General features: G+C 67.0%; 25 protein-coding genes. 14 read left to right on the top strand and 11 right to left on the bottom strand.

What is annotated here, in order from left to right:
- The first annotated feature begins 43 nt into the window (after nt 1-43).
- The gene (locus ACYVC6_RS19655) at nt 44-2,281 is read left to right on the top strand and encodes a glycoside hydrolase family 3 C-terminal domain-containing protein (protein ID WP_460716158.1); all 2,238 of its coding nucleotides are present in this window, start codon (nt 44-46) and stop codon (nt 2,279-2,281) included.
- A complete protein-coding gene (locus tag ACYVC6_RS19650; protein ID WP_460716157.1) occupies nt 2,278-2,874 on the top strand; it encodes a class I SAM-dependent methyltransferase in 597 nt (198 codons plus the stop codon). Before ACYVC6_RS19655 ends, ACYVC6_RS19650 begins: the two co-directional genes overlap by 4 nt.
- On the opposite strand, the gene ACYVC6_RS19645 is transcribed toward ACYVC6_RS19650, so the two are convergent.
- The 3 genes from ACYVC6_RS19645 to ACYVC6_RS19635 form a co-directional block, all read right to left on the bottom strand.
- Nucleotides 2,861-4,138: an HNH endonuclease signature motif containing protein gene (locus tag ACYVC6_RS19645; protein ID WP_460716156.1), complete on the bottom strand. Its 1,278-nt coding sequence runs from the start codon at nt 4,136-4,138 to the stop codon at nt 2,861-2,863. The genes ACYVC6_RS19650 and ACYVC6_RS19645 overlap by 14 nt on opposite strands.
- A 332-nt stretch (nt 4,139-4,470) precedes the next feature.
- Nucleotides 4,471-4,974, bottom strand: coding sequence for a HEPN domain-containing protein (locus ACYVC6_RS19640; protein WP_460716155.1), 504 nt, complete (start codon nt 4,972-4,974; stop codon nt 4,471-4,473).
- 91 nt (nt 4,975-5,065) lie between these two features.
- Nucleotides 5,066-6,268, bottom strand: a complete 1,203-nt coding sequence (locus ACYVC6_RS19635) for a GmrSD restriction endonuclease domain-containing protein (protein WP_460716153.1) — start codon at nt 6,266-6,268, stop codon at nt 5,066-5,068.
- Nucleotides 6,269-6,731: 463 nt separating this feature from the next.
- On the opposite strand from ACYVC6_RS19635, the gene ACYVC6_RS19630 reads away from it, so the two are divergent.
- The 4 genes from ACYVC6_RS19630 (at nt 6,732) to ACYVC6_RS19615 (ending at nt 9,713) form a co-directional block, all read left to right on the top strand.
- On the top strand, nt 6,732-7,022 hold the full coding sequence (locus tag ACYVC6_RS19630; RefSeq protein WP_460716152.1) for a hypothetical protein: 291 nt from the start codon (nt 6,732-6,734) through the stop codon (nt 7,020-7,022).
- A 96-nt stretch (nt 7,023-7,118) separates the two neighbouring features.
- The gene (locus ACYVC6_RS19625; RefSeq protein ID WP_460716150.1) at nt 7,119-7,439 is read left to right on the top strand and encodes a hypothetical protein; all 321 of its coding nucleotides are present in this window, start codon (nt 7,119-7,121) and stop codon (nt 7,437-7,439) included.
- A gap of 415 nt (nt 7,440-7,854) precedes the next feature.
- On the top strand, nt 7,855-8,646 hold the full coding sequence (locus tag ACYVC6_RS19620; RefSeq protein WP_460716149.1) for a hypothetical protein: 792 nt from the start codon (nt 7,855-7,857) through the stop codon (nt 8,644-8,646).
- Between the two features lie 92 nt (nt 8,647-8,738).
- Nucleotides 8,739-9,713 (top strand): DUF4268 domain-containing protein, encoded by a 975-nt coding sequence (locus ACYVC6_RS19615; protein WP_460716147.1) that lies wholly within the window; start codon nt 8,739-8,741, stop codon nt 9,711-9,713.
- A gap of 101 nt (nt 9,714-9,814) precedes the next feature.
- Here ACYVC6_RS19615 and ACYVC6_RS19610 read toward each other — a convergent pair whose 3' ends face one another.
- Together ACYVC6_RS19610 and ACYVC6_RS19605 are read right to left on the bottom strand one after the other, a co-directional pair.
- A complete protein-coding gene (locus ACYVC6_RS19610; RefSeq protein WP_460716145.1) occupies nt 9,815-10,924 on the bottom strand; it encodes a hypothetical protein in 1,110 nt (369 codons plus the stop codon).
- 191 nt (nt 10,925-11,115) lie between these two features.
- Complete coding sequence (locus ACYVC6_RS19605) at nt 11,116-11,433, bottom strand: hypothetical protein (RefSeq protein WP_460716143.1); 318 nt, start codon at nt 11,431-11,433, stop codon at nt 11,116-11,118.
- Between the two features lie 388 nt (nt 11,434-11,821).
- Here ACYVC6_RS19605 and ACYVC6_RS19600 point away from each other — a divergent pair, with 388 nt between their 5' ends.
- Nucleotides 11,822-12,742, top strand: coding sequence for a tyrosine-type recombinase/integrase (locus tag ACYVC6_RS19600; protein ID WP_460716142.1), 921 nt, complete (start codon nt 11,822-11,824; stop codon nt 12,740-12,742).
- Between the two features lie 112 nt (nt 12,743-12,854).
- Here ACYVC6_RS19600 and ACYVC6_RS19595 read toward each other — a convergent pair whose 3' ends face one another.
- A complete protein-coding gene (locus ACYVC6_RS19595) occupies nt 12,855-14,150 on the bottom strand; it encodes a Shedu anti-phage system protein SduA domain-containing protein (protein WP_460716141.1) in 1,296 nt (431 codons plus the stop codon).
- A gap of 283 nt (nt 14,151-14,433) precedes the next feature.
- Here ACYVC6_RS19595 and ACYVC6_RS19590 point away from each other — a divergent pair, with 283 nt between their 5' ends.
- A complete protein-coding gene (locus ACYVC6_RS19590; protein ID WP_460716140.1) occupies nt 14,434-15,192 on the top strand; it encodes a DUF4259 domain-containing protein in 759 nt (252 codons plus the stop codon).
- Nucleotides 15,193-15,298: 106 nt separating this feature from the next.
- Here the strand turns inward: ACYVC6_RS19590 and ACYVC6_RS19585 are convergent, their stop codons facing one another.
- Nucleotides 15,299-16,507, bottom strand: coding sequence for an IS110 family RNA-guided transposase (locus ACYVC6_RS19585; protein ID WP_460716139.1), 1,209 nt, complete (start codon nt 16,505-16,507; stop codon nt 15,299-15,301).
- Nucleotides 16,508-16,896: 389 nt separating this feature from the next.
- Here ACYVC6_RS19585 and ACYVC6_RS19580 point away from each other — a divergent pair, with 389 nt between their 5' ends.
- The 4 genes from ACYVC6_RS19580 (at nt 16,897) to ACYVC6_RS19565 (ending at nt 19,310) form a co-directional block, all read left to right on the top strand.
- A complete protein-coding gene (locus ACYVC6_RS19580) occupies nt 16,897-17,112 on the top strand; it encodes a hypothetical protein (protein ID WP_460716138.1) in 216 nt (71 codons plus the stop codon).
- A 137-nt stretch (nt 17,113-17,249) separates the two neighbouring features.
- Nucleotides 17,250-18,347, top strand: coding sequence for an SRPBCC family protein (locus ACYVC6_RS19575; RefSeq protein WP_460716137.1), 1,098 nt, complete (start codon nt 17,250-17,252; stop codon nt 18,345-18,347).
- 195 nt (nt 18,348-18,542) lie between these two features.
- Nucleotides 18,543-18,890, top strand: a complete 348-nt coding sequence (locus ACYVC6_RS19570) for a histone-like nucleoid-structuring protein Lsr2 (protein WP_460716136.1) — start codon at nt 18,543-18,545, stop codon at nt 18,888-18,890.
- 186 nt (nt 18,891-19,076) lie between these two features.
- A complete protein-coding gene (locus ACYVC6_RS19565) occupies nt 19,077-19,310 on the top strand; it encodes a DUF3099 domain-containing protein (RefSeq protein ID WP_460716135.1) in 234 nt (77 codons plus the stop codon).
- A gap of 246 nt (nt 19,311-19,556) precedes the next feature.
- Here ACYVC6_RS19565 and ACYVC6_RS19560 read toward each other — a convergent pair whose 3' ends face one another.
- Both ACYVC6_RS19560 and ACYVC6_RS19555 read right to left on the bottom strand, forming a co-directional pair.
- On the bottom strand, nt 19,557-20,030 hold the full coding sequence (locus tag ACYVC6_RS19560) for a GyrI-like domain-containing protein (protein ID WP_460716134.1): 474 nt from the start codon (nt 20,028-20,030) through the stop codon (nt 19,557-19,559).
- A gap of 104 nt (nt 20,031-20,134) precedes the next feature.
- Entirely contained in the window at nt 20,135-20,614 is a 480-nt protein-coding gene (locus ACYVC6_RS19555) for a methyltransferase family protein (RefSeq protein WP_460716133.1), read from the bottom strand.
- Between the two features lie 93 nt (nt 20,615-20,707).
- On the opposite strand from ACYVC6_RS19555, the gene ACYVC6_RS19550 reads away from it, so the two are divergent.
- Nucleotides 20,708-21,232, top strand: a complete 525-nt coding sequence (locus tag ACYVC6_RS19550) for a 2'-5' RNA ligase family protein (protein ID WP_460716132.1) — start codon at nt 20,708-20,710, stop codon at nt 21,230-21,232.
- A 40-nt stretch (nt 21,233-21,272) separates the two neighbouring features.
- Nucleotides 21,273-22,211, top strand: coding sequence for a GNAT family N-acetyltransferase (locus tag ACYVC6_RS19545; protein WP_460716131.1), 939 nt, complete (start codon nt 21,273-21,275; stop codon nt 22,209-22,211).
- 10 nt (nt 22,212-22,221) lie between these two features.
- Here ACYVC6_RS19545 and fadD1 read toward each other — a convergent pair whose 3' ends face one another.
- Both fadD1 and ACYVC6_RS19535 read right to left on the bottom strand, forming a co-directional pair.
- Entirely contained in the window at nt 22,222-23,811 is a 1,590-nt protein-coding gene (gene fadD1, locus ACYVC6_RS19540) for a fatty-acid--CoA ligase FadD1 (RefSeq protein WP_460716130.1), read from the bottom strand.
- Between the two features lie 7 nt (nt 23,812-23,818).
- Nucleotides 23,819-24,931, bottom strand: coding sequence for an acyl-CoA dehydrogenase family protein (locus ACYVC6_RS19535; RefSeq protein WP_460716129.1), 1,113 nt, complete (start codon nt 24,929-24,931; stop codon nt 23,819-23,821).

The following is a 24,931-nucleotide window of genomic DNA, read 5'->3' as shown; positions in this document are numbered from 1 at the left end:
CACACCGGCGTAACCTGCGCCGCCGCGGTCGCGTTGGTCGGGCATGCGTCGTACCGCCCGAACCGCTAGCGCCATTCTCGCCGTCGCGCTGACCGCAGCCACGGCGACGGCCCTGCCCTCGAGTCCGGCGGCCAACGCGGCCGCCGACCCGTGCGCGGCTTGGATGGACAAGTCGAAGTCGCCGGAGCAGCGCAGCAAGGCGCTGGTCGGGGCGATGAGCCTGGACCAGAAGCTCCACATGGTCACGTTCAGCGACCCGCCGTGGTTCCTCTACTACGGCACTGCGGGGCACATCACCGGGATCGAGGAGCTGTGCATCCCCGAGCTCGTGCTCAGCGACGCCGGGTCCGGGGTGGCGGGGATGCAGTACGGCACGACGACGTTCCCGTCCGGCATCGCGCAGGCCTCGACCTGGGACCCGAAGCTGCAGCGCACGATCGGCCGCACCATCGGGGCCGAGGCCCACGCCAAGGGCATCAACGTGATGCTAGCGCCCGGCATGAACATCGCGCGGACGCCCTACAACGGCCGCAACTTCGAGTATTTCGGCGAGGACCCCTACCTCGCCTCGCGGACCGCCGTCTCGGTCATCCGCGGCATCCAGGACAACCCGGTGATCGCGGACGCCAAGCACTACGCGCTCAACAACCAGGAGGTCGACCGGATGACCGTCGACGCCCGGGCGACCGAGCGGGTGATGCGCGAGATCTACCTGCCGGCGTTCGAAGCCTCGGTCAAGAAGGCCGACGTCGGCTCGGTGATGTGTGCCTACAACAAGGTCAACACCAAGTACGCCTGCGAGAACCCGACCCTCCTCACGGACTACCTGCGCGAGGACTGGGGCTTCGACGGCTTCGTCGTCTCCGACTGGGGCGCCGTGCATTCGACCGCCCCGTCGGCCAACGCCGGCCTCGACCTCGAGATGCACGCCTACGCAATGCCCGCCCCGGCGACCCCGGTCACCGGTACGGGCGGCCGGTTCTTCGACGCCGGCCAGCTCAAGGCGGCGATGGCGGACGGTTCGCTGTCGAAGGCCCGCCTCGACGAGATGGTCGGCAACATCCTGCGGACCATGTTCAGGCACGGCCTCTTCGACAAGCGCACCAACCAGAACGCGGTCGGCTTCACCGCCGACGTCAGCGCCCCGCACCAGGCGATCGCCCGCCGCGCGGCCGCCGAAGCGACGGTCATGCTCAAGAACCGCTCCGGCCTGCTCCCGCTCGCGACGGTGCCCGGGGGCCGCACCATCGCGGTGATCGGCTGGGCGGCGGGGCCGATCGGCGCCATGCACTCCTACTCGGGTGGCGGTTCTTCGCGCACCGGTCTGCCCGGACGGGTGATCAGCCCGCTCGAGGGGATCACCAACCAGGCCCAGGCCAACGGAGACCGGGTCGTCTACGTCGACGGATCGAGCCAGGCCGACGCCGTGGCCGCGGCGGCCGCGGCGGACGTCGCGGTCGTGGTGGCCAACGACGGCTCGTCCGAGGGCGCCGACCGTCCCGACCTCGGGCTGCACCCCGGCATCTGCGCCACGATCTTCTGCCAGAACCTCCCGATCGACCAGACCGACCTGATCGCGGCGGTCACCGCTGCCAACCCGAGCTCGGTCGTCGTGCTCGACATCGGCGCGCCCGTGAAGATGCCCTGGCTCGACCAGGCCGGTGCCGTCCTGGTGCCGTGGTTCGCCGGGCTCCAGCACGGCAACGCGCTGGCCGACGTCCTCTACGGCGTGGCCGAGCCTGGCGGCCGGCTGCCGCAGACGTTCCCCGTCGACGAGAAGCAGGCGTCGTTCCCGGCCGCGCACTACCCCGGGGTCGGCGGCGTCGCGCGCTACGCCGACGGTCTTCTAGTCGGCTACCGCGCCTACGACGCCGCGCGGCGTACGCCGCTCTTCCCGTTCGGCTACGGCCTGGGCTACACGACGTTCTCCTACCGCGGCCTCAAGGTCAGCCCGAGAGGCCGCACCGTCAAGGTCTCCCTCGTCGTCAAGAACACCGGCCAGCGCGCCGGCGCCGCGGTCCCGCAGGTCTACGTCGGGTTTCCGAAGGACACCGGCGAGCCGAAGCGCCAGCTCAAGGGCTTCCGCAAGGTCCGGCTCGCGGCCGGGGCCTCCAAGCGCATCACCATCAGGCTCTCGCCGCGGGCGTTCGCCCACTGGAGCACCAAGCAGGACCAGTGGGTGATCGAGGAGGGCCGCTACCGGATCTGGGTGGGCTCCGACTCGCGGACGCTGCCCCTGCGGGGATCGGTCCAGGTGAAGCGTGCTTTGCTCGCCAGGTGAGCGACGCCTTCGACCGGGACTCCTGGGAACGGCGCTGGGCGGAGGTCCTGCGCAGCCACGCCGACGCGATCGCGGCACGCCCGGCCAACGCCGAGCTGGTGGCGGTGGCGTCGTCGTCGCCCCCGGGTCGGGCGCTCGACGCCGGTTGTGGCCACGGCGCCGAGACGCTCTGGCTGGCCGGGCACGGGTGGCGGGTCACCGCGGTCGACTTCGCCGATGCCGCCCTGGAGGCCGGTCGAGCCACTGCGGCATCGCTGGGTGACGGAGTCGCGGAGCGCATCGACTGGGTGCAGGGCGACCTCGGCGTCTGGGAGCCCGATCCAGCGGCGTACGAACTGGTCGTGTGCCTCTATGTCCACGTCGACGGGGCGGTCGAAGAGATGGTCGGCCGGCTCGGCTCGGCCGTCGCACCCGGCGGGACCCTGCTGCTGGTCGGCCACGTCGACGCGCCCGGACAGCAGCAGGTGACGGTCCCAGCGGCGACGGCCGTGCTGACTGCCCCGGAGTGGGAGGTCCTCGTCGCCGAGGAGCGGACGCGCTCGCACGGGTTGGCGGGCACGGACGCGGTCGTCCGAGCAGTCAGAGCCTGGTGACGCGGTCACCGTCCACCACGAATCGTCGTCCATGCGGGCTGGTCCAGCTGTAGGAGCCGTCGGGGTCGCGCGTGTAGCTCCAGCCGCGGAAGGTCTTGGCCCGGTGATGTCGCCGGCACAAGGGTGCGAGGTTGTCGGGTCGGGTCTGGCCCGGGGGTCCGCCATCGTCCATCTCCACGTAGGCCTCGATGTGGTCGAGGTCGCAGCCGCGGGAGCCCTTGGTGCACCAAGGGAACACACACTCGGGGTCGCGAAGGACGACCGTCTCGCGCATCCACGCGGGCGGGTCGTGTTGGTCGACGGCATCGGTGCGGTCCATCCGGAGGACGGGCTGCAGGGTGAACCGGCTGGTGCCGAGCCACTCCTTGATGGTCCTGATGGTCAACGGCCCGAGCCGCTCGACCGCGCCGACGGCCAGCTTGTCGGGGAGGTCGGCCAGGTCGAAGTGCAGGTAGGCCGTGGTCGGGACACCGGTGGTCGTGGCGGAGATCAGCGAGTTGAGCGCCGCGATCTTGCGGTGCTCGAGGCTGGGCTGCTCCTCGGCGGGACGCGAGGGGTCGAGCTGGTCGTGGGCGCCTTTGGACAGCAGGTCCCTGAAGCGGTGCAGGGTGGGGGTGTCGCCGATCAGCTCCATCCGGCTGGTGCCGACCCAGCCGTCGATGGTGTAGTCGTCGACCCGGACACCCCAAGACGCCTTGGCGGCGTCCTCAACCTCGGCCCGCTCGACCGGGTCGAACCTCGCGGCGGCGTCGTTGACGATCCGCTCGAGCTTGACCGGACCGCAAGAGTCGGCGATCTCGAGCACCTGTGCCTCGACGTACGCCGCGGCCTTCGGCGAGAGGCCGTGGGTGGCCTTCGCGATCCGACGGGCCCGCCACGGTGCGAGGTCGAGCGCCTCCATCAGTGCCCACAGACGGGGGAGCCGGTAGTAGAGGTCGAGGGCGTCGGACAGCAGCTGCAGCGCCGTGCTGGTGCTCACCCCGAGCGCCACGGCGAACGGCTCGACGCAGCCGGCCGCGACCAGGGGTGTGCCTTCGCCGCCGATGGTCTCCTCGATGTCCTTGATATCGCCGTCGCACCAGTGGGCGGCCTTGAGCACATCGCTGACCTGCTTCCGCAGCGCCCACTCCCGGGCGAACCGCAGCTTGCGGCGGTCGGCCTCACGGGACTGGAGCTCGGAGTCCCCGACCAGCCCGAGGAACTCGGCATCGTCGACGTGGTCGGTCACCACCACGTCACCCGAGAGGTCGAACTCCGTCACCATGCGACCACTCAAACACTCGCCGCCGACAGTCATCGGCTCTCCAGTGAAGGGTCTGTGGACAGGCCGTGCGCTGCCGATCCGGGCCAAGCGGCGGCGGGCAGTTGCGCACGGATCAAGCAGCCGAGAGTCGGACGCTACACGGCGCGTCACTCCGCCCAGTTAGACGTGCTTGGACCCTCCGGTGTGGCGCTCACGCACGCTTCAACGCGCTAGACGAGCGCCATACCGAGGTAGTGCAGATCGAAAGACCTCGCGGACGTGGCGCGCAACGGTCGGCACGGGATCGGCCCCGGATCCAGAGCGCTAGAGATCCCGACTGAAACGACGACTACCTACTTGCGCCGGAGTGAGACGAGTAGCGGTTCTAGTTGCTGAAGTCCCGCAAGGACATCGTTTACCGTCTTCAGTGAGATTCCAGGGTCCGGGGGCGTCTGAACACGCCTAGCCGAGTTGTGCGCCACGACGCCCCGAAGAGAGCCAAATGTGTCCATGTCTCCAAGCCAGATGGGATCGAGGTCATTGTCCGTCACGCCGATAGGAAGTAGCAGTCGAAGCAGATTCTTCTGCTTGACCCCGTGATTGTCCTTGGTGACATAGTCGCCGTGCTTCTTGATGACGCTCTTGATAGTTGCATCCAAGGTTTCATTGGGGTTTTGCTTCCCCAACGACGGAGGCGGGATCAGTTGCTTGTCGTTGTACATCATTAACGTGGTCACACAGCGCCCCAACGCCTGTCTATTGACCCAGCGATTCTTGGCGGCGTCAAGCACGCTGCCGACCATATCTTCGACATAGGTCTCCACTTCGGCATGCACAAGCAGGATGAAGCCGCGCACCAAGTCGTACTCTGTGGCTGAATATCGGGCCTTAGCGGGAGGCAAAAATCGGTCGCGCAACTGTTTGGCTCGCCGGTCGAGGAGGTTGTATCTAGCTGTAGGCAATGCGGCCATCCGCGCCACGAGTAGGGATGGAGAGCTGCGCCTGCGACCCGACGACCACCGCAAGCATTGCTCCCCAAATCGACAGCCGGTCGTAGATGGAGTCGGTGCTCTTCGTCGTCGTCGTGACTGACTCTCGGAACTGCGGGTCTTCACACGCCCTCTTGAAGGCTTCGACAACCTCGTCGGCGACAGCCAACATCGCTTCTCGCACTGTTTCGTTTCGGGCGTAGAACATCAGGGTGTCAAACACGGCCCGGTTGAAAGGGCGCTCGTACTGATCAACGTTCCAACGACGGAAGGCGTCGCTCCCGAAAATGGTCCGAATCGCACGGAGACCCGCCAGGCAGTCCTCCGCTTCTTGGTGGACGGCCGACGCGTCTCGCTCCATTTCGCCATTCAAGGATTGACACGTGTAGTCGAACAAGTCCTTCAAATTGCCCGTGTACGTCGGGAGAAAGCGAGCGAACGCGAAGAAGCGCACCAACAACTCCACATCGCGCATTCTGAAGTCGGGACGACCATCGCGCCGAAGGAGTGAGGCGAAATCGGTGTTGTCAGCGGTGTAGTCGTTGACGAAGGCGACAAACTTCCCTGGATGGAGCGCTTGGCGAAGCTCCTGAGGGCTGAGGGGGACATTGGCGGTGTTGAGACGAAGGAAGACCAGGTATAGAAACTCTTCTCGCTTCCAATTCCGCACAACCATGGTTCGAATGGTCTGCGTGTCCAGGGCGAGTCGGTCGCTCTCCGGGAGACTTTCGTATGACGCGCGGTTCAGGTCGCCGCGAAGGTCGAGGCCGCTTAGTTTGAAGTCTCCACGCGCGAACTGCTCGATACTGAGGAGGCGCTGCTTCCCGTCGAGGACCAGGAACTCCCCGCGGCGGCCTTTCCGCTCTGCGAGTACGACCTGGGGGACCGGAAGGCCGACGATCAAAGATTCAATGAACCGGCTCTTCTTGCGACGATCCCAAGCGTCTCGGCGTTGAAAGATCGGATCCAGTTCAAGGTTGCCGCGAACTATCTGACTTAGCAGTGTCTCTGTCGTCCAGTCGGTGGACACCACCATGGCATCGAAGGTGTCGTCAGCGGAAAGGTCACCGAGGTCGTCTTCGGTTTCGGCAAAAAGTTCCTCCTCCTCGTTGGTTACTCGGACCTCGTCCTCTAGATGCTCATTCATCTCGTCCTTCGTCATACGGGAGGTGCGTCAACGGGCGCCGGGTGACTCAGGATAGACATCTACCGTCCACTTGGGCGCTCTGTCGGGGGTCTCCTCCCTCGTGCGAGGGTGAGCGGAAATGCTCACCCTCTACTCAGGCGTGCCGCCGAGGCTCGTGAGTGCATCGCTCTCCGAAGCCGTCACCCAAAACGCGGGGACGGAGACATCCTCCAGAGGCAAACTGCGTGTTTTCCGCCGCTAACGCGCATGGTCGGTGCAGTGCTCGGAAGCGGCGCCGTCGGCGAGGTCTACCCGCCAAGACGTTGGCGCGCCGCTGCTGATGCTGGGTCGCGGCAGACTTCGCGGCATCGCTTTTCTGGGGTTGGGTTTGCGGGCGCACGGTGTCGTGTGACTGCCGAACTGGAGAGTTCCCGTGCAGGCCGAACATCAGCTCCCGGATGGCATGCCGGGTCTCGGCCGAGGTCATAGGGTCTGGGGCGTGAAGTCAGTCGAAGAGTTGGCGACCCGGGCGCGTCGCTACGCCGAAGAGGTGCGGCGAGACATGCGGCACCAGCCCGACACCGGGTTCGGGGAGTACTGGCTTCCCAGCGACGGCAAGGACATCGGGAAGATCAGGGCCCGAGCGACCGCGGCACTGGATTTCTTGCGCGTGTACGCGGGCGACGAATCACAGTGGTTGAAGCGGGCCCAGGGCGTGTACGACGAGAACGAATCGCATGACTCACCCGCGAACGGTGCTTACCAGATAGGAGACGTTCTGGATGCGTGAGCTGATTCTGTAGAGGAAGGCTTCACGTCGATCGTCGGCGACCAAGCCCTGGCCATCCGCGCCGTCGTCGGCACAGACCTCATGGAGCAGGTGCGGGTGCTCAACGAGGACAGGACCGTCACGCCCGCGGCCCCCATGGTGCTTGCGGGGGCGGCCTTAAAAGTCGCGCTTCGCGGGGCAGTTGAGGAAGCCGGTCTGACGGTCACGGGAGCCGGAAACATCAACGCCTACTCCACCGCGCTGCGGTCCGCCGACCTCATCACGAAGCAGGACAAGAAGGACATCGACGCCATGGCGGGCCTGCGCAATGCCGCCGCGCACGGCGAGCACGAAGACCTGAGCCGGGAACGCGCTGGGATGATGGAGCAGCAGGTGAATCTGCTCCTGTCCAGGCTGAGCCCTCTACTCGGCGACTGACGCCACGTTCGGCGCAGCGCGGTGAGCGCCTCCCCGCCCGAGAGCCGATCGCCTTCGGGGTGGGACCGTCGAGCGCCGGAAGACCGCCTGATCTCGCCGTCGCGGCGACGCATCGGACGTCGTCCCTGCCGGCCCGAAGACTTGCCGGATGCCAACGATCGCGTCGTTTCGACCTCGACCGCCGGTGCACTGACGCGACCGGTCGAGCCGCTGCACGGCTATCGTCCCCGGCGTCGTTCGAGAGCGACAGCATTTGCCTCACACCGCCGCGTGCCGGCGTCTCCGCCGCGAAAGTCGACGAGGTGCCGACGGACGGGATCGCGCCGCGAGTCCGGACAGCGCGCTGCTCAAAGCCCGCGAAGTGATGTCCGCAGTCCAGCGGTGTGAGGAGGTCGCCCTCTGTTTCACTTCGGAGGTGAGCGCTGACGATCCGAGTCCCGACGAGGCTGTGGCGTATGCCGTGGTCGAGTCGATCCTTGGCGCCAGGGTCGAGCACCACGACCGCGGCGGACGACAAGCCGTTGTGGATGCCTTTCTGCACCTCTCCGATCGCCGTTGCGGCGCCCTCGAGGTGACCTCCGTCAGGAGCGCTGATCGCCTCAGCCTTGACTCCGCGCTGGCGAAGATCCGCCATCGTCTCCCAGCGGTAGGGCGATGGACTTGGTACATCACCATCCCGCCGGGTGTGAAGCTCCGGGATGTGGAGTCGCGATATGGCGTTGCGCAACGGTGGTTTGAGCAACAAGGCATGCGCTCGTCAGTCCTGCAGCGCCATCGCGAAGCTCCCGACGAGGTGATCTGGCTCAGGAAGGCCAAGGTCCGGATGCACGCATCTGTTGAGTCCGACCTCCCACCCCGAGTTTTCGTGCTCGCTGCAGGTGACGGCGGATTTGCCGACGAAACACTGGACACCCTGCGCGATTCGCTGGCCGACATCTTTGCCAGTCCGTCCATTCAAAGTCGGCTGCGGAAACTGCTTGCCGTCGATGCCGACGAACGTCACATGTTCATCTGGATCACCATCGGAGGCCTCCCGTTTCCGCTGTTGGATGGGATTGGCCGAGGCGACGCGCTTCCGTCAGCACCACCGCCAGTGCCGGCTGCGCTCGACGGACTATGGCTGGGCACGGAGTTCGGCAGACGCGTAATCGTATGGCGAGACAATGAATGGACCGCGCAGCCGGTACCGGCGGAACTCATCGGCTGACGACAGAGCCTCGTTCCGATGCGTCCTTCCGCTGCGGCGAGCGATCACGCGGACCGCTCCGCGTGTCAACGGTTCGTGAGATTGTCGCGTCCATGACAGTCGTTCCTTCGCTTGGTCGTCTCCAGGTCGTCCGACCTCGAGACGTATGGCCTCATGAGGCCCTCGACTTCACGCCGTGGTTGCTCGCGAACGTTGATGTCTTGTCCGATCTTCTCGGGATGGATCTCGTCCTTGAACGGGCTGAGCACCCGGTGGGCGACTTCAGCCTCGACCTCATCGGCTACGACCAGGCCACAAGCGATGTCGTCATCGTCGAGAACCAGCTCGAGATCTCCGATCACACCCATCTCGGCCAGATACTCACCTACGCCGCGGGTACGGACCCGACCACGATCGTTTGGATCGCGACCGGCTTTCGACCCGAACATCGCGCGGCACTCGACTGGCTGAACGAACGGACTGACGACCACACCCGCTTCTTCGGGGTGCAGATCGAAGTAGTCAGAATTGGCGAATCCGAGCCAGCTCCTGCGTTCAGACTTGTGGCTCAGCCGAACGATTGGGAGAAGTCCGTACGGAAGACCACGGCCGCTGCGGGTGAGGTCTCCACGCGCACCGCTACATACCGACGCTTCTGGGAACTGCTGCTTGACCGGATTCGATCCGAACATCCGAGCTGGACCCGCGGACGCACCTCCGACCAGAGCTGGGTCAACACGATCTCGGGCATCCCCGGGGCGGTACTCTCGATGGCCTTTCGGCGGGACGGACTCGTCATGCAGCTCTACTTCGAGGACCGCGACGCAGCCGCGAATGCCACTCGGTTCGAGCTGTTGCGGGCGCGAAAAGCGGAGTTCGAGTCCGCGCTAGGAGCCGCGCCCATCTGGGACGCCATGCCTGAACGCAAGGCTGCTCGTGTTGTTGTCGTCTCCGAGGAATTCAAGGACGTCTCGGATGAAGACCAATGGCCGGCGATGATCGATTGGCTTCTTGACTGGCAGCTCCGCTTCAGAGCCGCCCTCGATGCCGTCGATGTGTTTGACGAAGGTAGTGCCCGAGGAACATAGAGGTTCTGGTTGCCTCCGTACTGCGTCTTTCCGCCCGCGTAGCGGCCGCTCATGTCTTGACGTGGCGGGCACGCGCCTGACACCCAACTTCGTCAACGTGACTAAGCACTCTCGTCCTCCGAGGAGCCCGTGGGGTCTCTGCCCTCAGGCAAACTGAGGATCGCCTGGCCGGTTCTGTTGATGTACTTCAAGTTGGGCGAGGCCGCGACGATGCGCTGCGTGGCAGCTTGAACGTCTGCATCGACGTCAGACTCGTCGGTCTCGGGGTCCGGTTCTGGGGCCCGAACATCGAAGTTGAAGCCGTGGTCGATTCGGTTGGCCATCATCCTCAGCGAACGCAGCAGCTCGATCTCGAGCTCGTAACCGCGACCTGAACGGTCGTCGTCCGCAAACCGCTCCGCGACCACCTCGTCGACGTATTCGCGGATCTTCTCGTCCATCAACGTGTTGACCCGCTCGTCTATGGGTCCGAGCTGATCTTCCAGACCTTGGTCGGCCAGGCCCTGTCGCAGAGTTCTGATCTCGAGGAGGGTCTTGTAGCCGGCAAGGAGCCGCTCGATGGAAACGGCGATGAACGCACCGACGTGCACCGCAGTTTCGAGGTAGACGCCGTAGTCCGACGACGCGATCGTGCGTACCCGCATTGGCTCACGGCCACCGGTCTCGATCTCGACGAAGACACCGAGGATCTTGTTGAGCTCCTCAAACTCGCGACCCAGGTCAACGAGTCGCTCGCTGACCTCGCCGCGCGGGATGGTCACCGCGACCTCGGCCTCTCCGATCTCAAGTTCCTCGGCAGCGATGCTGAAGCGGTCGAAGACAGCGAGCATCTCGGTGAGCGACTTGTCGACCGAGGCCAGATCGGCCGAAAGCTCTTGGACGGCTGTAGACGCGGTGGCCGGCGTGATCTCGTTGGACACGATCGCGCCTTCGACCCGCAGAGCCAGGTTGGAGCCGACGAGGTCGTCCACACCGAGGTCCTCAAGGGTCGCTCGCCAAGCTGCTGGCCAGTCGTCGACGCCCGACGACGCCACCGCTGCTTGGACGGCTTCGCGCGCGGTTGTCACTTGCTGCTGATAGGTGGACTCGCCTGGCTGGCTAGCTAGATTCTGAAGTGCCTCAGCGAGCGAGCTGAGGTGTTGCACCAGCGCCGCCCGTTCGAGGTCGTTGTGGAGTTCCCGGGCGATGAGGTGAAGCCGTTCGACGTTCATGCACGTGCCTCCGTAGGTCGGGCCAACTTCTTGTCACCGCTCCGGTGCACGGACGCCGTTCACGGCCGGTTGGGCCCAGGCTCTGAAACGACTTCACCGTACGCTGGACGGCCGACACCTCCAGTTCTGTGCGCGGGGACTTGCGTCATGTGGCCACTGAGACGGCAGTGCGGACCGAACCGGGCGTCGCCCTAGTCGATCGGCTCGAATCCATCTTCCATGCGCCGGTATCGCGCCGGCGGAGTCTCGATGATCCGCTGCAACTTGAGGGCGCCGCGCGCGTAGTCGAAGTTTGTCGCGTCGTCGTTTGAGGCGCGCACGTAGTCGTGGATCAGTTCGGTCAGCCGTGTGTGGGCGAACAGGTAGCGGTCGACGGAGCTCAGGGCTTTCTGGACACGGCTCACCTTCCGCTGATCGAGTGCGAGTCCATCGAGGCCAGGCTGGTGGTCGTCGACGCTGGTACGGGCGGTGTCTTCGAGGAGTTGCGAGAGCCCGGAATATGCGGTCATGACGCGGACCGTATGCATTGACACGGGCGTTTGGGAATGGCCTTGCACTGACAACTTTGGATATTCCCAAATCGGCACGACTTTGAAACGGTCTTGCGCAGGTCTACCCCGTGGAAAGGTGCTCGAAAGGCATCAACGCTTACCGGGCTCAGTCGTCCATTAGTCGTCGGAACAGTGCCGATATCTCTTTTCGTTCTCAGGCGCGGCCCTGCCCTGCGTACCGAGGACGACATCGCCAACTGTTGAGTACCAAGTCCCTCGGAATGCGTCTTTTCGCCGCCTGCGGACGCATCGGGACTTCTCCGGCGGCGTAGCGTCGGACTGTTTCAAGTGCCTCGCCGCGTTGGCGGCGGGCGGGGTTGAGGCCTGACCGCTTTTGCCGCGTGAGGTGACCCCGACGCCCAACACCAGTCTTCTGCCGTTCCAACCGCTGGCGATGTCGCCGGCCCAGCTGGCCGCGGTGTCCTACCTGGCCCGCTACTCCGGCCGCACCCACACCCTCTACGCCTTCCAGTTGCGCCGCTGGTTCGCCTGGTGCGAGGCCAACGCGCTCGATCCCTTGGTGGGGATCCAGCGAGCCCACGTCGAGCTCGACATCCGCCACCTCGGGGAGTCCGGGCTGATGGACTCCTCGGTGGTCACGATGATGCACGGTGTCCGTGGGTTCTTCCGCTACGCCCACATCGACGGCCTCATTGGCGCCGATCCCGCGGTCTACGCGCGGTTGCCGAAGGTCCACCGCGACGCGTCGCGCACCCAGGGGCTGGATCGGCTCGAGCTGATCCGGTTCCTCCAGATGTCCCAGACCCTCACCGTCCACCACGGTGCGCTCGCGTTCCTGCTCGGCATCAACGCGCTGCGCGCATCGGAGGCCGCGGCGGTGCGGATCGAGGACTACGCCGAGACCCTGCGCGGCCACCGTGTCCTGCACCTGGTCGGCAAGGGCAACAAGCCCGCCACCATGCCTCTGACCGTGCCCGTGCCAGGCGTCATGGAGGCATGCCGCGGCGAACGCAGCACGGGTCCCCTGAACTTGCGTCCGCAGGCCGGCAACCCGATCGACCGGCGGGACGCCTACCGGATGGTCCAACGCATCGCACGAGCCGCGAGCATCCCGCGCCACATCAGCCCGCACTCACTACGGCACGCCGCGATTACCAACGCCCTCGACGCCGGGGTTCCCCTCCGAGACGCCCAGATCCTGGCGCGGCACGCCGACCCGAGGACCACCGAGCACTATGACCGCGCCCGCGGCAACCTCGACCGCCACGGCGTCCACTTCCTCACCGCCCACGTCGCAGGCGTGTAGCCCAGTCGCTGCGCGACGGCGTGCGTCAGCTCCGCCCCCTCTGACGCAGATTGGCCCGTGGCGTCCTCCTCGGAGACTGGCTGGCTGAGTCAAGCGAGGGAGCCACGCGCGCTCAGCGTGGGTCGTTCGGTGCGTGCTCGAGATACTTCGCGATGTTGTCAAGGGTGGTCTGCGCTTTATCTGCAATCTGGTCGTAAGGGATGATCTGCACTCGATGGAGCGAGCGGTTCAATTCGAGTAGAACTTGTCGCTGATGCTCCTCCAATGAGGTCAGTCGGCCAAGCACGATCAGGAGCCTCGGCTCCCGAGCGTTGCGAATGCCTCCTAGTTCCTCAGCAGCACTGGCGTATCGCGTAAGTCGGTCGCGATAGGCCAAAGCCTGTGCGAGCGCCTGGGACAGCCCCGCACTCAACTTGTAGCTGTGTGGACTCGGTACCGGCGCACCCGCCTCGTGCCGAGGGGCCTTGATGATCTTGTCGCTCGGGCCCTTCAGTTCGACTAGGTCGTTGTACCCGTCCAATCGCTCGAGAATAAAGTCCATCGAGCCGCTCGGCCCTCTGAGCTGTGGGCGAATGCGTGCGTATTGAAGCCCGAACAGGAGAGGGTGCTCGGCTAGATACCGCTGCATGTCGGTCTCCGTGGCCTTTGGCTTCACCAGCAAGGCCCTGTATCCCGCCAAGTCCCTTCGCGCGTCCTCGAGGCGGTCTTCGATGCGCTCGCTGAGGACTTCGCCTGTGACCTCCCGCCCTTCCTTGGTCGCGGTCGCATGCCGAATCAAGTCTGCCCGCTGGGCATCATCGGTCACCTTGAGCACGAACTCGATGAGGCGCTGTACTCCCTCTTCGTCGAGCCCGCCGAGAGCGCCAAGGGCGTCGAGGGCCTGCTTCACGGTGGCCGGGTGAGTGTGACCGACATCGACCAGTTCAGCGAGGCGCTGCATCCGTGCGGGATCCTGCTCCAACCACCCTGCTACGTGCTCAACATCCAGTTGCCGCTCAACAAAGGCCCGAACCTCGTCGGCACCCCCCAGTTCCGAGAGTTGTGCGAAGCCGCCCAGTTCCCTTGGGTCGACGCTTAGATGGTTCGCGAGATAGGCGAGAGCCGGGTTGTCGGGAGTGTTCAGCCACTCATCGATATTGAGCACGAATAGTGAATACGTCTCGGTGCTAACAAACCCCTGCTCGACATCGTCCCTTCTCGTTAGCAATAGGGCTGGGGTGAGCCCCGAAGGGCATCGGTCGATCACAGTGCGAGCGAGTACCTGGCCTCGACGGAAGTGGGTCCGATGATCAGGAAAGACATCGCGCCATTGGAAGTCGTAGAAGACAAGGATGCCGCACAGACGCTCCGGAGCGCCCCATCGGTAGTACAGGGGTTCTCCGTCCCAGTCGAGCGGCTTTGCCACCACGGTCAGAGACTAAGTCACGCGTCAACGACGACCCCAGCACAGCTGGGGCCGATGTGAATGCCGTCGAGAGCCATTGCAAGACTGCCCTCGGCACCCGCCTCACGGACTCAACAAGAACTGACAGATCAAGGCCAAACGATGGATCGGCTCAAGGTCTGACGTGCCCCATTCCGCCGCGAGTCGGCGCGCAGGGAGGCATCCGGATCTGCCGATGCGGACGGCAACCAATGCAGAGCCCATGCGATCTGGACACCCGTTGATCGCGACGTGATGCAATGTCTCCGTGGGTGCATGGGGGCCGGCCGTCTTCTCCGACGACACGGCCTGCGACATCCGTTCGGATTACCGGGAGATGCTCGAAGACGGTGTGGACGATGCCGAGGCGATGCAGCGAGTCATCACCGAGTACCGGCACCTCGCGGACGACGAAGGGCACGTTCTCTGGCTTGCGCTTGCTGCCGCCCAGGTTGCCGTGGGACGGCTCGATGCCACGGTAAAGACCGAAGCGTTGCGCATCATCGACGAAGGCATCGGGCTCGACCTATGGGTTGAGGCAGGGCCGAAGGCACTGGCCAGCCGCAAAGCAGCCTTGGCCAAGCTGCGGAAGGCTCTCACCGGTGAGCAGAAGGCTCGCACGAAGGTTCTCAAGCCGTGGGTCCACGTCACTGACTTGCTCCCCGGCGACGTGCTGGCCTACCGCCGTCATCCCGAGGGCAGGTACGCCCTGTTTCGAGTTGCCCGAATAGAAGACGGCCGCCTCGGCGCGGCACCCATTCTCAGACAGTTGAAGTGGGACAAGGCTTCGCTACCGGCGGATTGGCGACTGCGCAGCCTGCGAACACTCGCAGAGACAAAGGCAGGAGGGCCGGAGCCGAGTACGTCATTTCACGTCGCACGAAACAAGAAGAAGGACCCAGATTGGCGGGATGTGGGGTTGTCGCGCATCTCGCGGGTTGACGTGGCCCCAGACGACAACGGGTACTCGCCCAGGTCCTACTGCGATTGGCGAGCGCTAAGTCGCAATCTCGACAACCGCTGGTAGCCGACCACCTTCGAGTGACACAACGACACGTTCGCCCATGCCGCGCCAGCGCGGTTCTGTCGATGGCGTAGTCCTCGGGACGCGTCATACCGGCTCCCTTCTGTTGTCAACCGGTCGCGACGAGGGCGTCTTGGTGGGTCTTCCGGGCCCGCGCTGCCGGGCGTAGCGTCGGGTCTGCGGGTCCGGGAAGTGGCTGATCCGAAGTGTCGATGTGCGGGGGAAGGTCGACCGCGCTGGATTCTTGAGTCGCCCCGCAGTGCCCTCCCGGGCCCGTGCCTGACGCTTCCTTTGCGTCGGCCAGGAGCTGGCGATAGATGGCGTCGGAGATCCTTCGCTTGAGACACCTGATCGCCTCGAGGGGCTTCTTGCCCTCGGCTAGTTTGCGTCGGTAGTAGACGCGGCCGTCGGTGTCGAGGCGGATCTGGCTGATCGCGGCGATGTGGATCATGTGGTTCATCCGCCGGTTCCCGGCCCGAGACAGTCGGTGTCGGTTCTGCTCACCGGAGGACGCATCGAGGGGTGCGGTGCCGGTCCAGGATGCGAAGCAGTTGCGGTCGGCGAAGCGGGTGACGTCGCCGACGTCGGCCAGGACCCTGGCGGCGACGACGGGGCCGACTCCGTGGAGGTCCATCAGGTGTGAGCCGCGGGCGAGCACGAGGGTCTTGAGCTCGGCGGTGGCCTTCTTGATCTTGGCCTCGACCGCAATGAGTTCTGCGAGCTCTTCGGCGGCGATGCGTCGGCGGGTCTTCCCGGCGACGTCGCGGGGGCGGACGCTGGCCAGCATCGCCTTGGCCTGGCCGGTGGTGAGGTCGCGTTTGGCCTGCCCAGGCAGCAGTTCTGCGAGCAGGGCCTGAAGCCGGTCGACGGTCTGGACCCGACGCCTGGTGAGTGCTTCGCGTCGGTCGGTGAGCATCCGCAGGGCCTCGAGCTCGCCGTCGACCTGCAGGACTCGCAGGGTCTTGGTGCGGACCGCAACTGCCGCAACCGCGTGGGCATCGTGGGCGTCGGTCTTGCGGTTGTGGCCGGTGTCGAAGAGCCGGACTCGAGCAGCGAGTTTCGCGGGGACGTCGACGACCTGCTCGCCGTCTTCGAGGAGCCGCTGCGCGAGCGGCCGGCCGGCACCGTTGCTGCCCTCGACCGCCCAGACCCGGTCGGGCCACTTCTTCGTGTAGGTCCGCATCGCTGCGTAGCCGGCCCGGTCGGTGGTGAACCGACCTGACCCGAGCAACTGCTCGCGCTGGTCGACGACCTCGATCGTGGCCGACAGCTTGTGGGGATCGACCCCGATGATGACCCGCTCCGCTTGCTGACTCATGTGTTGCTCCCGCCTGTGCTCGATCCGATGTGGACGGCGAGGTGGGCATTGCTACTACGAGCAGGGCAGTCCCTTCTTGAGCCACGCCTCGTCACGGTGACCGACGGGCTGCAGACCGATAGTGAGCCACACCAGATCAGCCGGTGGGCAGCCGCATGAAGAGCTTCCCGCCGATCACCTGGACCGAGTCTGGCCAGACGCCGGTCCTAGAGGAATCGTCTAGTAGCCGCGTAGGCGGCGCTGCCTCATGAGCCCTCTACTGCCAGTGTCGGGTCGTGTTCGCTCGAGGCGACTGGATCTGCCATCGGCTGAGTACCCTCGCTGCTATGTCCGGCCAGTCGCGACGGCGGACCGCGCGGGAGAGTGTCGCGGCATACCATGAGGCGCGGTTGGCTGAGCTGATCGGGCACGTGGAGGAAGCCGTTGACCGACTGCGCGCCGGCGAACTCGACGCCTTCGAGACCGACCAGGTCATCTTCCACTACAGCCGCGCCGCGAAGGAGTTGTGGAAGTTCTGCAACCTTCCTGACGCCGAGTTCACCGCGTCTTTGATTGACGAGCGTGCACCGATCGACTGGTGGGAACGCGGCGCGCCCAAGCGATGAGCCGGTGCTCTCATCAACCCCCACTGGAATGGCGGGCCGATGCCGTTTCATGCCGCAATGCGGGGGCGGCGCCCAACCATCCGCCGAGCAGGGCGGAGCTGCGGACTCAGCCACGGACAGACGTCTAGGGTGCGACCGTGACCCAGCAGGAAGTGGCAATTGTCATCGAGTCGGGCTACAGCTGCTTTGCAGTCTTCGGAGCCGAGCCGGTTGGGGCGGAAGACGATGCGCTGGGAGGGACGCTGCTGGAGTGGCTTCAACCAGCAGCCGATATGCCGCCTGACCTCATCGTGAAAGCCGGAGCCCAGTTCGGCACGTACGACGTCACGATTCGAGTCAGCGATGGCGCTGCCCCGCCCTCGATCGAGTCGTCATGGGAGGACGTCTCTGAGGTCAGCGTCGCCTGCCAAGGGCCACTTGCTCTCGGCGACCTCGAGGACGGCCCAGGCGAGGAACTGCCCGTCTCACCGGGCGCCTACAGACTGCGCGTCAGCGCACGGGGGCGAACCGAGAGTGCAGCACGCGAAGCCCAGTTCCCCGACGACGCCCAGCCCGACGGGGCCGAGGAGCCTCTTGAGCACTACCTGCTCGAGCTGTGGCCAGCAGCCATCGCGCCACCCTCTGTGGTCCGCGAGCAGAGTCAGTTCGCGCGCGACCTCGTGTCCCCGCCTACCCCGGACTGGCCAGTGGAACGTGAACCCGGCCTCGAGGCCGCCAGACGCGTGGCAGCGGACCTGCGCGGACCTGATGGAAGCCGCCGCCTCTCAGGTGACCTGGGCGAAGTCCTGGTGATCGTCGAAGTCCCTGGAACACCAACGCGGATCTTCAACAGGGTCAAGCACGCGAACGGCTGGCCACCCAGCAACGGTGGGGCTCTCAGCCTCAACGAGAGCGTAGGCGACCGTTGCTCGCACTACGGGGCCCCGCCCGACAGCAATGGACTCGCACCTCTCCTCGGCATGCTCGAAACCACCGTGCTCGAAATCGACAAGCCGAAGCGGTTCGCCATGTCATGGAACTGGCGCGTAGCTGGACCTGACGGCAGGCCGTACCCCACGAACCCGCGACTGCTGCAGACCGACAGCACCGTGACTATGTCGTTCGCCAAGGGAAACGCAAAGGACGAGGAAGCGCGCACTCGCGTGAAAATCCACCACGTGGGTGTCCCCGTTGAGTGGGTGGATGACCTACACGCGCTATGGGCGTGGGACGTCACTGTCTTCACCCGGCGCTGAGCCGCCTCGGCAATTTGTATGCCCGCGACGAAAAGTCCGCAGGTGACGCGGACCATGCGTGAAAGCCGTCCGCATCCACCGAAGGACCTCGTTCCTGGCAACTGCAGTTGGTCAGCGTCTGGCGGGCCGCACCGTCCCTGAGCCAGAAAAGGCCGCCAGTTGGACAATCGAGAAACGAGGCGGGACGATCCAGCCATGGCAAAGACCACCATCGTTCAGGTCAGCGACGATCTCGACGGCTCCGCAAATGCAAGCGAAGTTCGCTTCGCATTCGAGGGAACCGAATACACGATCGACCTCAGCGGCAAGAACCGAAAAGCCCTTGAGAAAGCCCTTCGGCCATACATCGAGGCGGGCACCAAAGTGAGTGGCCGGCATTCAGGTACGGCCCGCTCCGCGCGATCCAAGCGCTCCGGGTCCGCCAGAAACTCCGCGGTGGATCTGACCGCTGTCCGCGCGTGGGCAAGGGAGAACGGACACCAAGTGTCAGACCGTGGTCGACTCCCGAAGGCTGTGCTCGACGCCTATACCGCTTCGCAGTAACCAGCTCAGTTGCGTCCTCCGACAGCGGCATCACCTCGTCGCGCGCAGTCACAGACGCAGCTCTAGGAGCAAGTTGGGGTCTCGGCTCGTTGCGTCACACCGCCGCCTGCTGGACACAGGATTCTCCGATGAGCGAACTCGTTGCCGCCCCGCGTTTCGGACAGCCAGCGTGGGATCGTGGAGACGATGAGGCGACACCAGCGCGTCACAGCCAGCGAGGTGCGCTGGCCGCAGAGCGAGCGGCTGCGCCGACGTCAGCGGTGGTACTTCGCCCTGATGGGCGTTTGTCTGGTGCTGATTCTGCTGGCCTGGAACCTGGTCCGGTTGTGGTCGACGACGGCAGCCGTGGTCATGTCAGTCGTCGCTGCCGTGCTCCCAGCGATAGCCGTGGTCATCGCCAACTGGGGCGAGGACCACTGACGACGCGCGCGCCGGTAGTCATCTGCCCGGCGCCGACCCAGGCGACTCCGCCGGTGCGTCGGAATCTCGACGCCCGCGACGTGCGCTGCGGCGTCCGGATCTAGCGCGATCCGCTCGCCACCAAGGTGCCCCATTGCGCCGCCTGTCGGCGCTTCGATCACCCGCATCAGCTGCGCCCAACGCGGCACCGCCGATCAGGCCGCGCGAGCGGTGACCCGCGGCAAGGCGTGCGATGACGGCCGGGGATCACTCCGCGGCGAGCGGCCAATAGACCTCCGTGCGCGTCTGGTCGTCCGGCGTGTTCGGCCCGCTCCAGTATTCCTCCCACATCGGGCCGTCCTCGTCGACTGCCCGGCCCTGGCGGGTGACCTCCGCTTGCAGGTCCTCGTAGGCCGAGGGCAGCTCGGTGTAGGAGCCGAGGTGGGTGGTGTGGGCGACCTCGCATGCGCCGATGTCCAGACGTTCCAGCCCGGGTGGTGCGGTGAACGTGTCCACGACCCCGAAGCCCGCGGCGACGTCGAAGCCGCCGTCCGCCGGCGTGTACGACGCGAAAGCCGGCCCGGCCGGGGAGATGCCCGCCTCGCCGAGTCGGCGGGCAACCATTGTGAAGGCCTCACCCATCTTCTCGCCGATGGTCGGCATGGCGTCCGGGGCGACGTGGATGTGCGTCACCGCCGTCGACCTCGCCGGCGCCTGCACGATCTCCACCGTGTGCGTCACGTCCGGCACCTCCTCAGCCCGTGTGGCCATTCACCCACAGGGGCGCCCGGCACGGGAGGGTCGTTGGTCCCGAGCTCGCCGGCTCCGGGCACCCGAGCGAGGACTCAGGGGCGCATCCGCAGGCGCGGCCACCAGCCCGGCACGTCGTCGCGGTATCGGTCGTACGACGGGCCGAACTGCTCGCGCAGCCGAGGCTCCTCGTAGGTCGCCACGAAGGTCGCGACCACGACCAGAAACGCCACCAACCAGAGCGCGACGCCGACGCTGCGGAACAGCAACGCCTGGCCGGCAATGGCGGAGGCCACGCCGACGTACATCGGGTTGCGCACGTAGCGGTAGAGCCCGCCCACGACGAGCTCCTCGGTCGGGGCCGGCGGCGCCGGCGTACCCCGCCCCTCGGTCACGAACCTTACGAAGCAGGCCACCACCACTGCTACGCCGAGCAGCGCGAGAGCGACTCCGGCCACACCACGCAGGCCGGTGTCCGGCTGGTCCCAGCCGGTGATGAGCCACGGGACGAGCCCGGCCGTCGTGCCGGGTGCCGCGAAGAAGAACAGCGCCGTGAGGATCGCCGGGCGGCTCATGCCTCAGTGTGACAGGCCCTCGCTGCGTGACCACACCCAAGCCGTCCGGCCGGCCGCTGGAGCCGGACACCGCGGACGGACGATGCTGGGTGGGTGGCGCTCGCCGTGTGCTTGCTCTTCGACGCCCGGTCAGACCTCCTGATGCGGGAGCTGTGGTCGCGACTCGAGGACGCGGGAGTCTCCACGCTGGCAACGCACACGCATGGTCGTCACCACCCGCACCTGTCGTATGCGGTGCTCCGAAGCTGGGACGTGGAGAGGGCGCAGGAGGCGCTCGCCGCGCTGCCGGCCGCGGAGCCGTTCACGATGTCCTTCCACGGCACGCTCGCGTTCCCGCGCGGCCGGGCCGCGCTCGCGCCGGCGATCACCGCCGACATGGCCGTGCGCCAGTGGCGCATCGTCACCGCACTCGAGGCCACCGGCGCGGAGCTGCACCGGAACTACGTTCCGGGCCAGTGGGTGCCGCACGTCTCGGTGGCCACGCGGGCCCAGGGCGCTCAGCTGGCCACCGTCGTGAAGGCGATTGCCGACGTCCTGCCGCTGACCGCTCGCGTCGACCGGGCCGCACTTATCGACAGCGCCACCGGTCAGACCTGGCGGCTGCCACACATCCCCTGAGTGACGCACATCCCCTGAGTGAGTGGCCACACTGGGCACCATGGTGCTGACCCTGGCCCCGCTGCCCGCCGAGGAGTACGCCGGGTGGCGGGAGGGCGTGATCGCCCGCCAAGCGGCGTCGCCGCGTTCGCGCGGTGTCCCCGAGGCGCTCGCCGCCCTGCGAGCCCGGGAGATGATCGACCGGCACCTACCCCCGGCCGGGCTGCCCGAGGGCACCGAAGTGCTCGCGGTCGAGGCCGGCGGCCGGCGTGCGGGCACCTTCTTCCTCCTGACGACGGGAGAGGCCGTCCACCTCGGCGACCTGCAGCTGGCCGACCCGACCGACGCGCCCACCCTCCGCGGGGTCCTGGTCGAGCGACTACGGGGCCGGGGTGTCGGAACCCTCGGGGTGGGTGTGACCACCGGCGACCTGGCGGGTGAGGCGTTCGTCGACGGCGCGGGGTTCGGTCTGGTCGCCACGCAGATGCAGCTCGACCTGGCCACCGCGCCTCCCCCTCGCGACCCCGGGCGGGTGACGGTGCGCCCGATGACCGCTGACGAGGTCGCGGTGTACTTCTCGGACGCCGTGGAGACGTTCGCCGACGAGACCATGGCCGCCGACCCCTCACTGACCCGCGAGCGAGCGCTGGCGAACGCACGCGAGGAGCACGAGCGGATCCTGCCGCAGGGGGCCGACACCCCTGGCCACGACTTCCTGGTCGCGCTGGACGCGGCGGCCGGCCGGCGCATCGGGATCACCTGGCTCTTCCACGAGGAGCTGGCCGCGTTCGTCTACGACGTCGAGGTGGACGAGGCGGAGCGCGGAAAGGGGTACGGCCGCGCACTCATGCACGCCGCGGCCGATCACGTGCGTGGCCTGGGGATCGAGATCCTCGGCCTCAACGTCTTCGGCCACAACCACGTGGCGCATGCGCTGTACGACGCCCTCGGCTACGCGGTCGTCGACCAGAGCTTCAACCTGGTGCTCGGTGAACGGTGACCGGACGCGATCAGCCCGCGGCGTACGCCGTCCCGCGTTCCTCGCGCACCCACAGCACACCGTCGCCGGCGGTCGGGCCCTGCGAGATCAGCTCCCGCTTGAGCACCTTGTTGGTGGCCGTGGAGGGGAGGCTGGCGGCGATCCGGACGTAGCGGGGCCAGCCTTTCGTGGACAGGTCGGCCTGGTCGGCGAGGAACGCCTCGAGCTCGGCGGGGGAGAGGCTCGCGTCGTCCTGGAGGACGAGTGCGGCCATCACTTGGTCACCTACGGCGTTGGCGTCGAGGTGGTCGGGGACCGCGTAGACGGCGACCTGGCTGACCGCGGGTAGGCGCAGGAACACCCGCTCGATGGGCGCTGCGGCGAGGTTCTCGCCGTCGACCCGCATCCAGTCGGCGGTGCGACCGGCGAGGTAGATGAAGCCGTCGGCGTCCTTGTAGGCGAGGTCGCCGGACCAGTACATGCCGTGCCGCATCCGCTCGTCGTTGGCCGACGGGTCGTTGTAGTAGCCCTGGAAGAAGCCGGCGCCCTGGGTGTTGACCAGCTCGCCGACGGCCTGGTCGGCGTTGAGCAGCGCGCCGTTCTCGTCGAACTCAGCGACCGCGCACTCGGTCACCGTCTCGGGGTCGTAGATCGCGACGCCCTCGTAGCCCTGCCCGATCGAGCCGCGCGGGGTGCCCTCGACCCGGGTCACGATCACGGCGGACTCGGTGGAGCCGAAGCCGTCCACGACCTGGCAGTCGAAGCGGCGGGCGAACTCCTCGATGTCCCGGTCGCTCGCCTCGTTGCCGAAGGCCACCCGCAGCGGGTTGTCGGCGTCGTCGGGCCGCTCGGGCGTGGCCAGCACGTAGGCGAGCGGCTTGCCGACGTAGTTCATGTACGTCGCGCCGTAGTGGCGGACGTCGTCGAGGAACCGGGACGCCGAGAAGCGGGACGGTGCGATGCCCGCACCGCTGCAGGCCGCGACCGCCCACCCGGCCACCACCGCGTTGGAGTGGAACAGCGGCATCGAGACGTAGCAGACGTCGTCACTGGTCAGCGAGAAGCGGTCGACCAGGTTGGCGCCCGAGAACAGCGGGAAGATGTGCGGCACCTGCACGGCCTTGGGCTCGCCGCTGGTGCCCGAGGTGAAGATCATCATGAACGTGTCCATCGCGCCGACCTCGGCGTGCGGCGTCAGCGGACCCGCGGCCGCCACCGTCTCCGCCCACTCGGCGGAGTCCACGTCGACGACCCGCACCCCGTCGAGGTCGAGACCTTCCAGCAGACCGGCGTGCTCGCCGTTGACCAGGACCAGCTGGCAGTCCGCCCGGCGTACGTCGGCGACCAGGGCGTCGCCGCGACGGGTCGTGTTGAGGCCACCCAGGACGTAGCCGCCGAGCGCGGCCGCGGCCATCGAGCGCAGCATGTCGGGGGTGTTGCCGAGCAGGACGCCGACGTGCAGGGGGCGCTGGGGGTCGGCGACCGCGATGACGGCGGCGGCCTCGGCGGCCGCGTCGGACAGGTGCTCGCGCCAGGTCCACGACATGTCGCCGTAGAGCACCCCGACTCCATCGTCCTCGAGCCGTTCGCGCAGCAGCTGCTGCAGGGTCTCGGCAGGCATGGGTCAGTCAGGCCGGCTCGGCGGCGAGGGTCCTGCCGATGTTGAGGGCCTGTTCGGTGGCGCCGCCGTGCAGGAACTCGAACCGTTTGGCGCCGGTGAAGTAGCGATGCGCCTCGCCGTCCAGGTCGATGCCCACGCCGCCGTGCACGTGCACGGTGGTGTGGGCGATCCGGTGCCCGGCGTCGGCGGCCCAGAGCTTGGCGATGGACACCTCGGTGTCCGCGGGCAGGCCCTCGTCGAGGCGCCAGGCGGCCTGCCAGAGCGTCAGCCGCTGCCCGAGCGTGTCGATATAGCCGTCGGCGAGCCGCTGGGAGACCGCCTGGAAGGTGCCGATCGGGCGGCCGAACTGCTCACGGACCTTGGCGTACTCCGCGGTCAGCCGCAGCGCCCCCTCGGTGATGCCGAGCTGCTCCGCCGCGCCGGCGAGGACCAGCAGGTGCCGCAGCCGCCGGGCCGCCGAGCCGTCGGCCGGCCCGACCTGGCGGGCGCTCGAGACCGCGACGCCCGACAGGTCCAGGCGGGCCACCTCGTCGCCGTCGGAGAAGCGCTGCGGTGTCACCGTGACGCCCTCGTCGCCCGGCTCGACGACGAAGACCGCGACCCCCTCGGGAGTCTCGGCAGGCACCAGGAACGCCGCTGCGACAGTGCCCGCGGGCACGATCGTCTTGGTCCCGGTCAGCCGGAAGCCTTCGGTATCGACGGTCGCCACCGTCGTCGGCCGCTCCGGGGCGAAGGCCCGGTCCTCGGCGACCGCGGCGGTGAGCACGAGCTCGCCGGAGGCGGCGCCGGGGAGCCACTGCTCCTTGAGCTCGTCGCCGGCCAGCTCGGCAACCAGCCGTGAGGCGGGCCCGTGGGCGGCCAGGGGCACGGGCGCGACGGTGCGGCCCACCTCGACGAGGATCCGGCAGAGCTCGACGAGGCCGAGGCCGGCGCCGTCATAGTCCTCCGGGAGCGCGAGGCCGAGCAGCCCCGCTGAGCCCAGCTCGGCCCACAGCTCGCGGTCGAAGCGCGAACCCTCGGCCTCGACGGCCTTCATCCGCTCGTTGGTCGCCCGGTCCTTGAGGATCTTGGCGGCCAGCTCGGCGGCCTCGTCCTGCTCGGGGGTGAAGGTGAAGTCCAC

The sequence above is a fragment of the Nocardioides dilutus genome, assembly GCF_054779555.1.
Note: the sequence above shows the minus strand (reverse complement) of the source record. Positions and strands in the feature narration are given on the sequence as shown.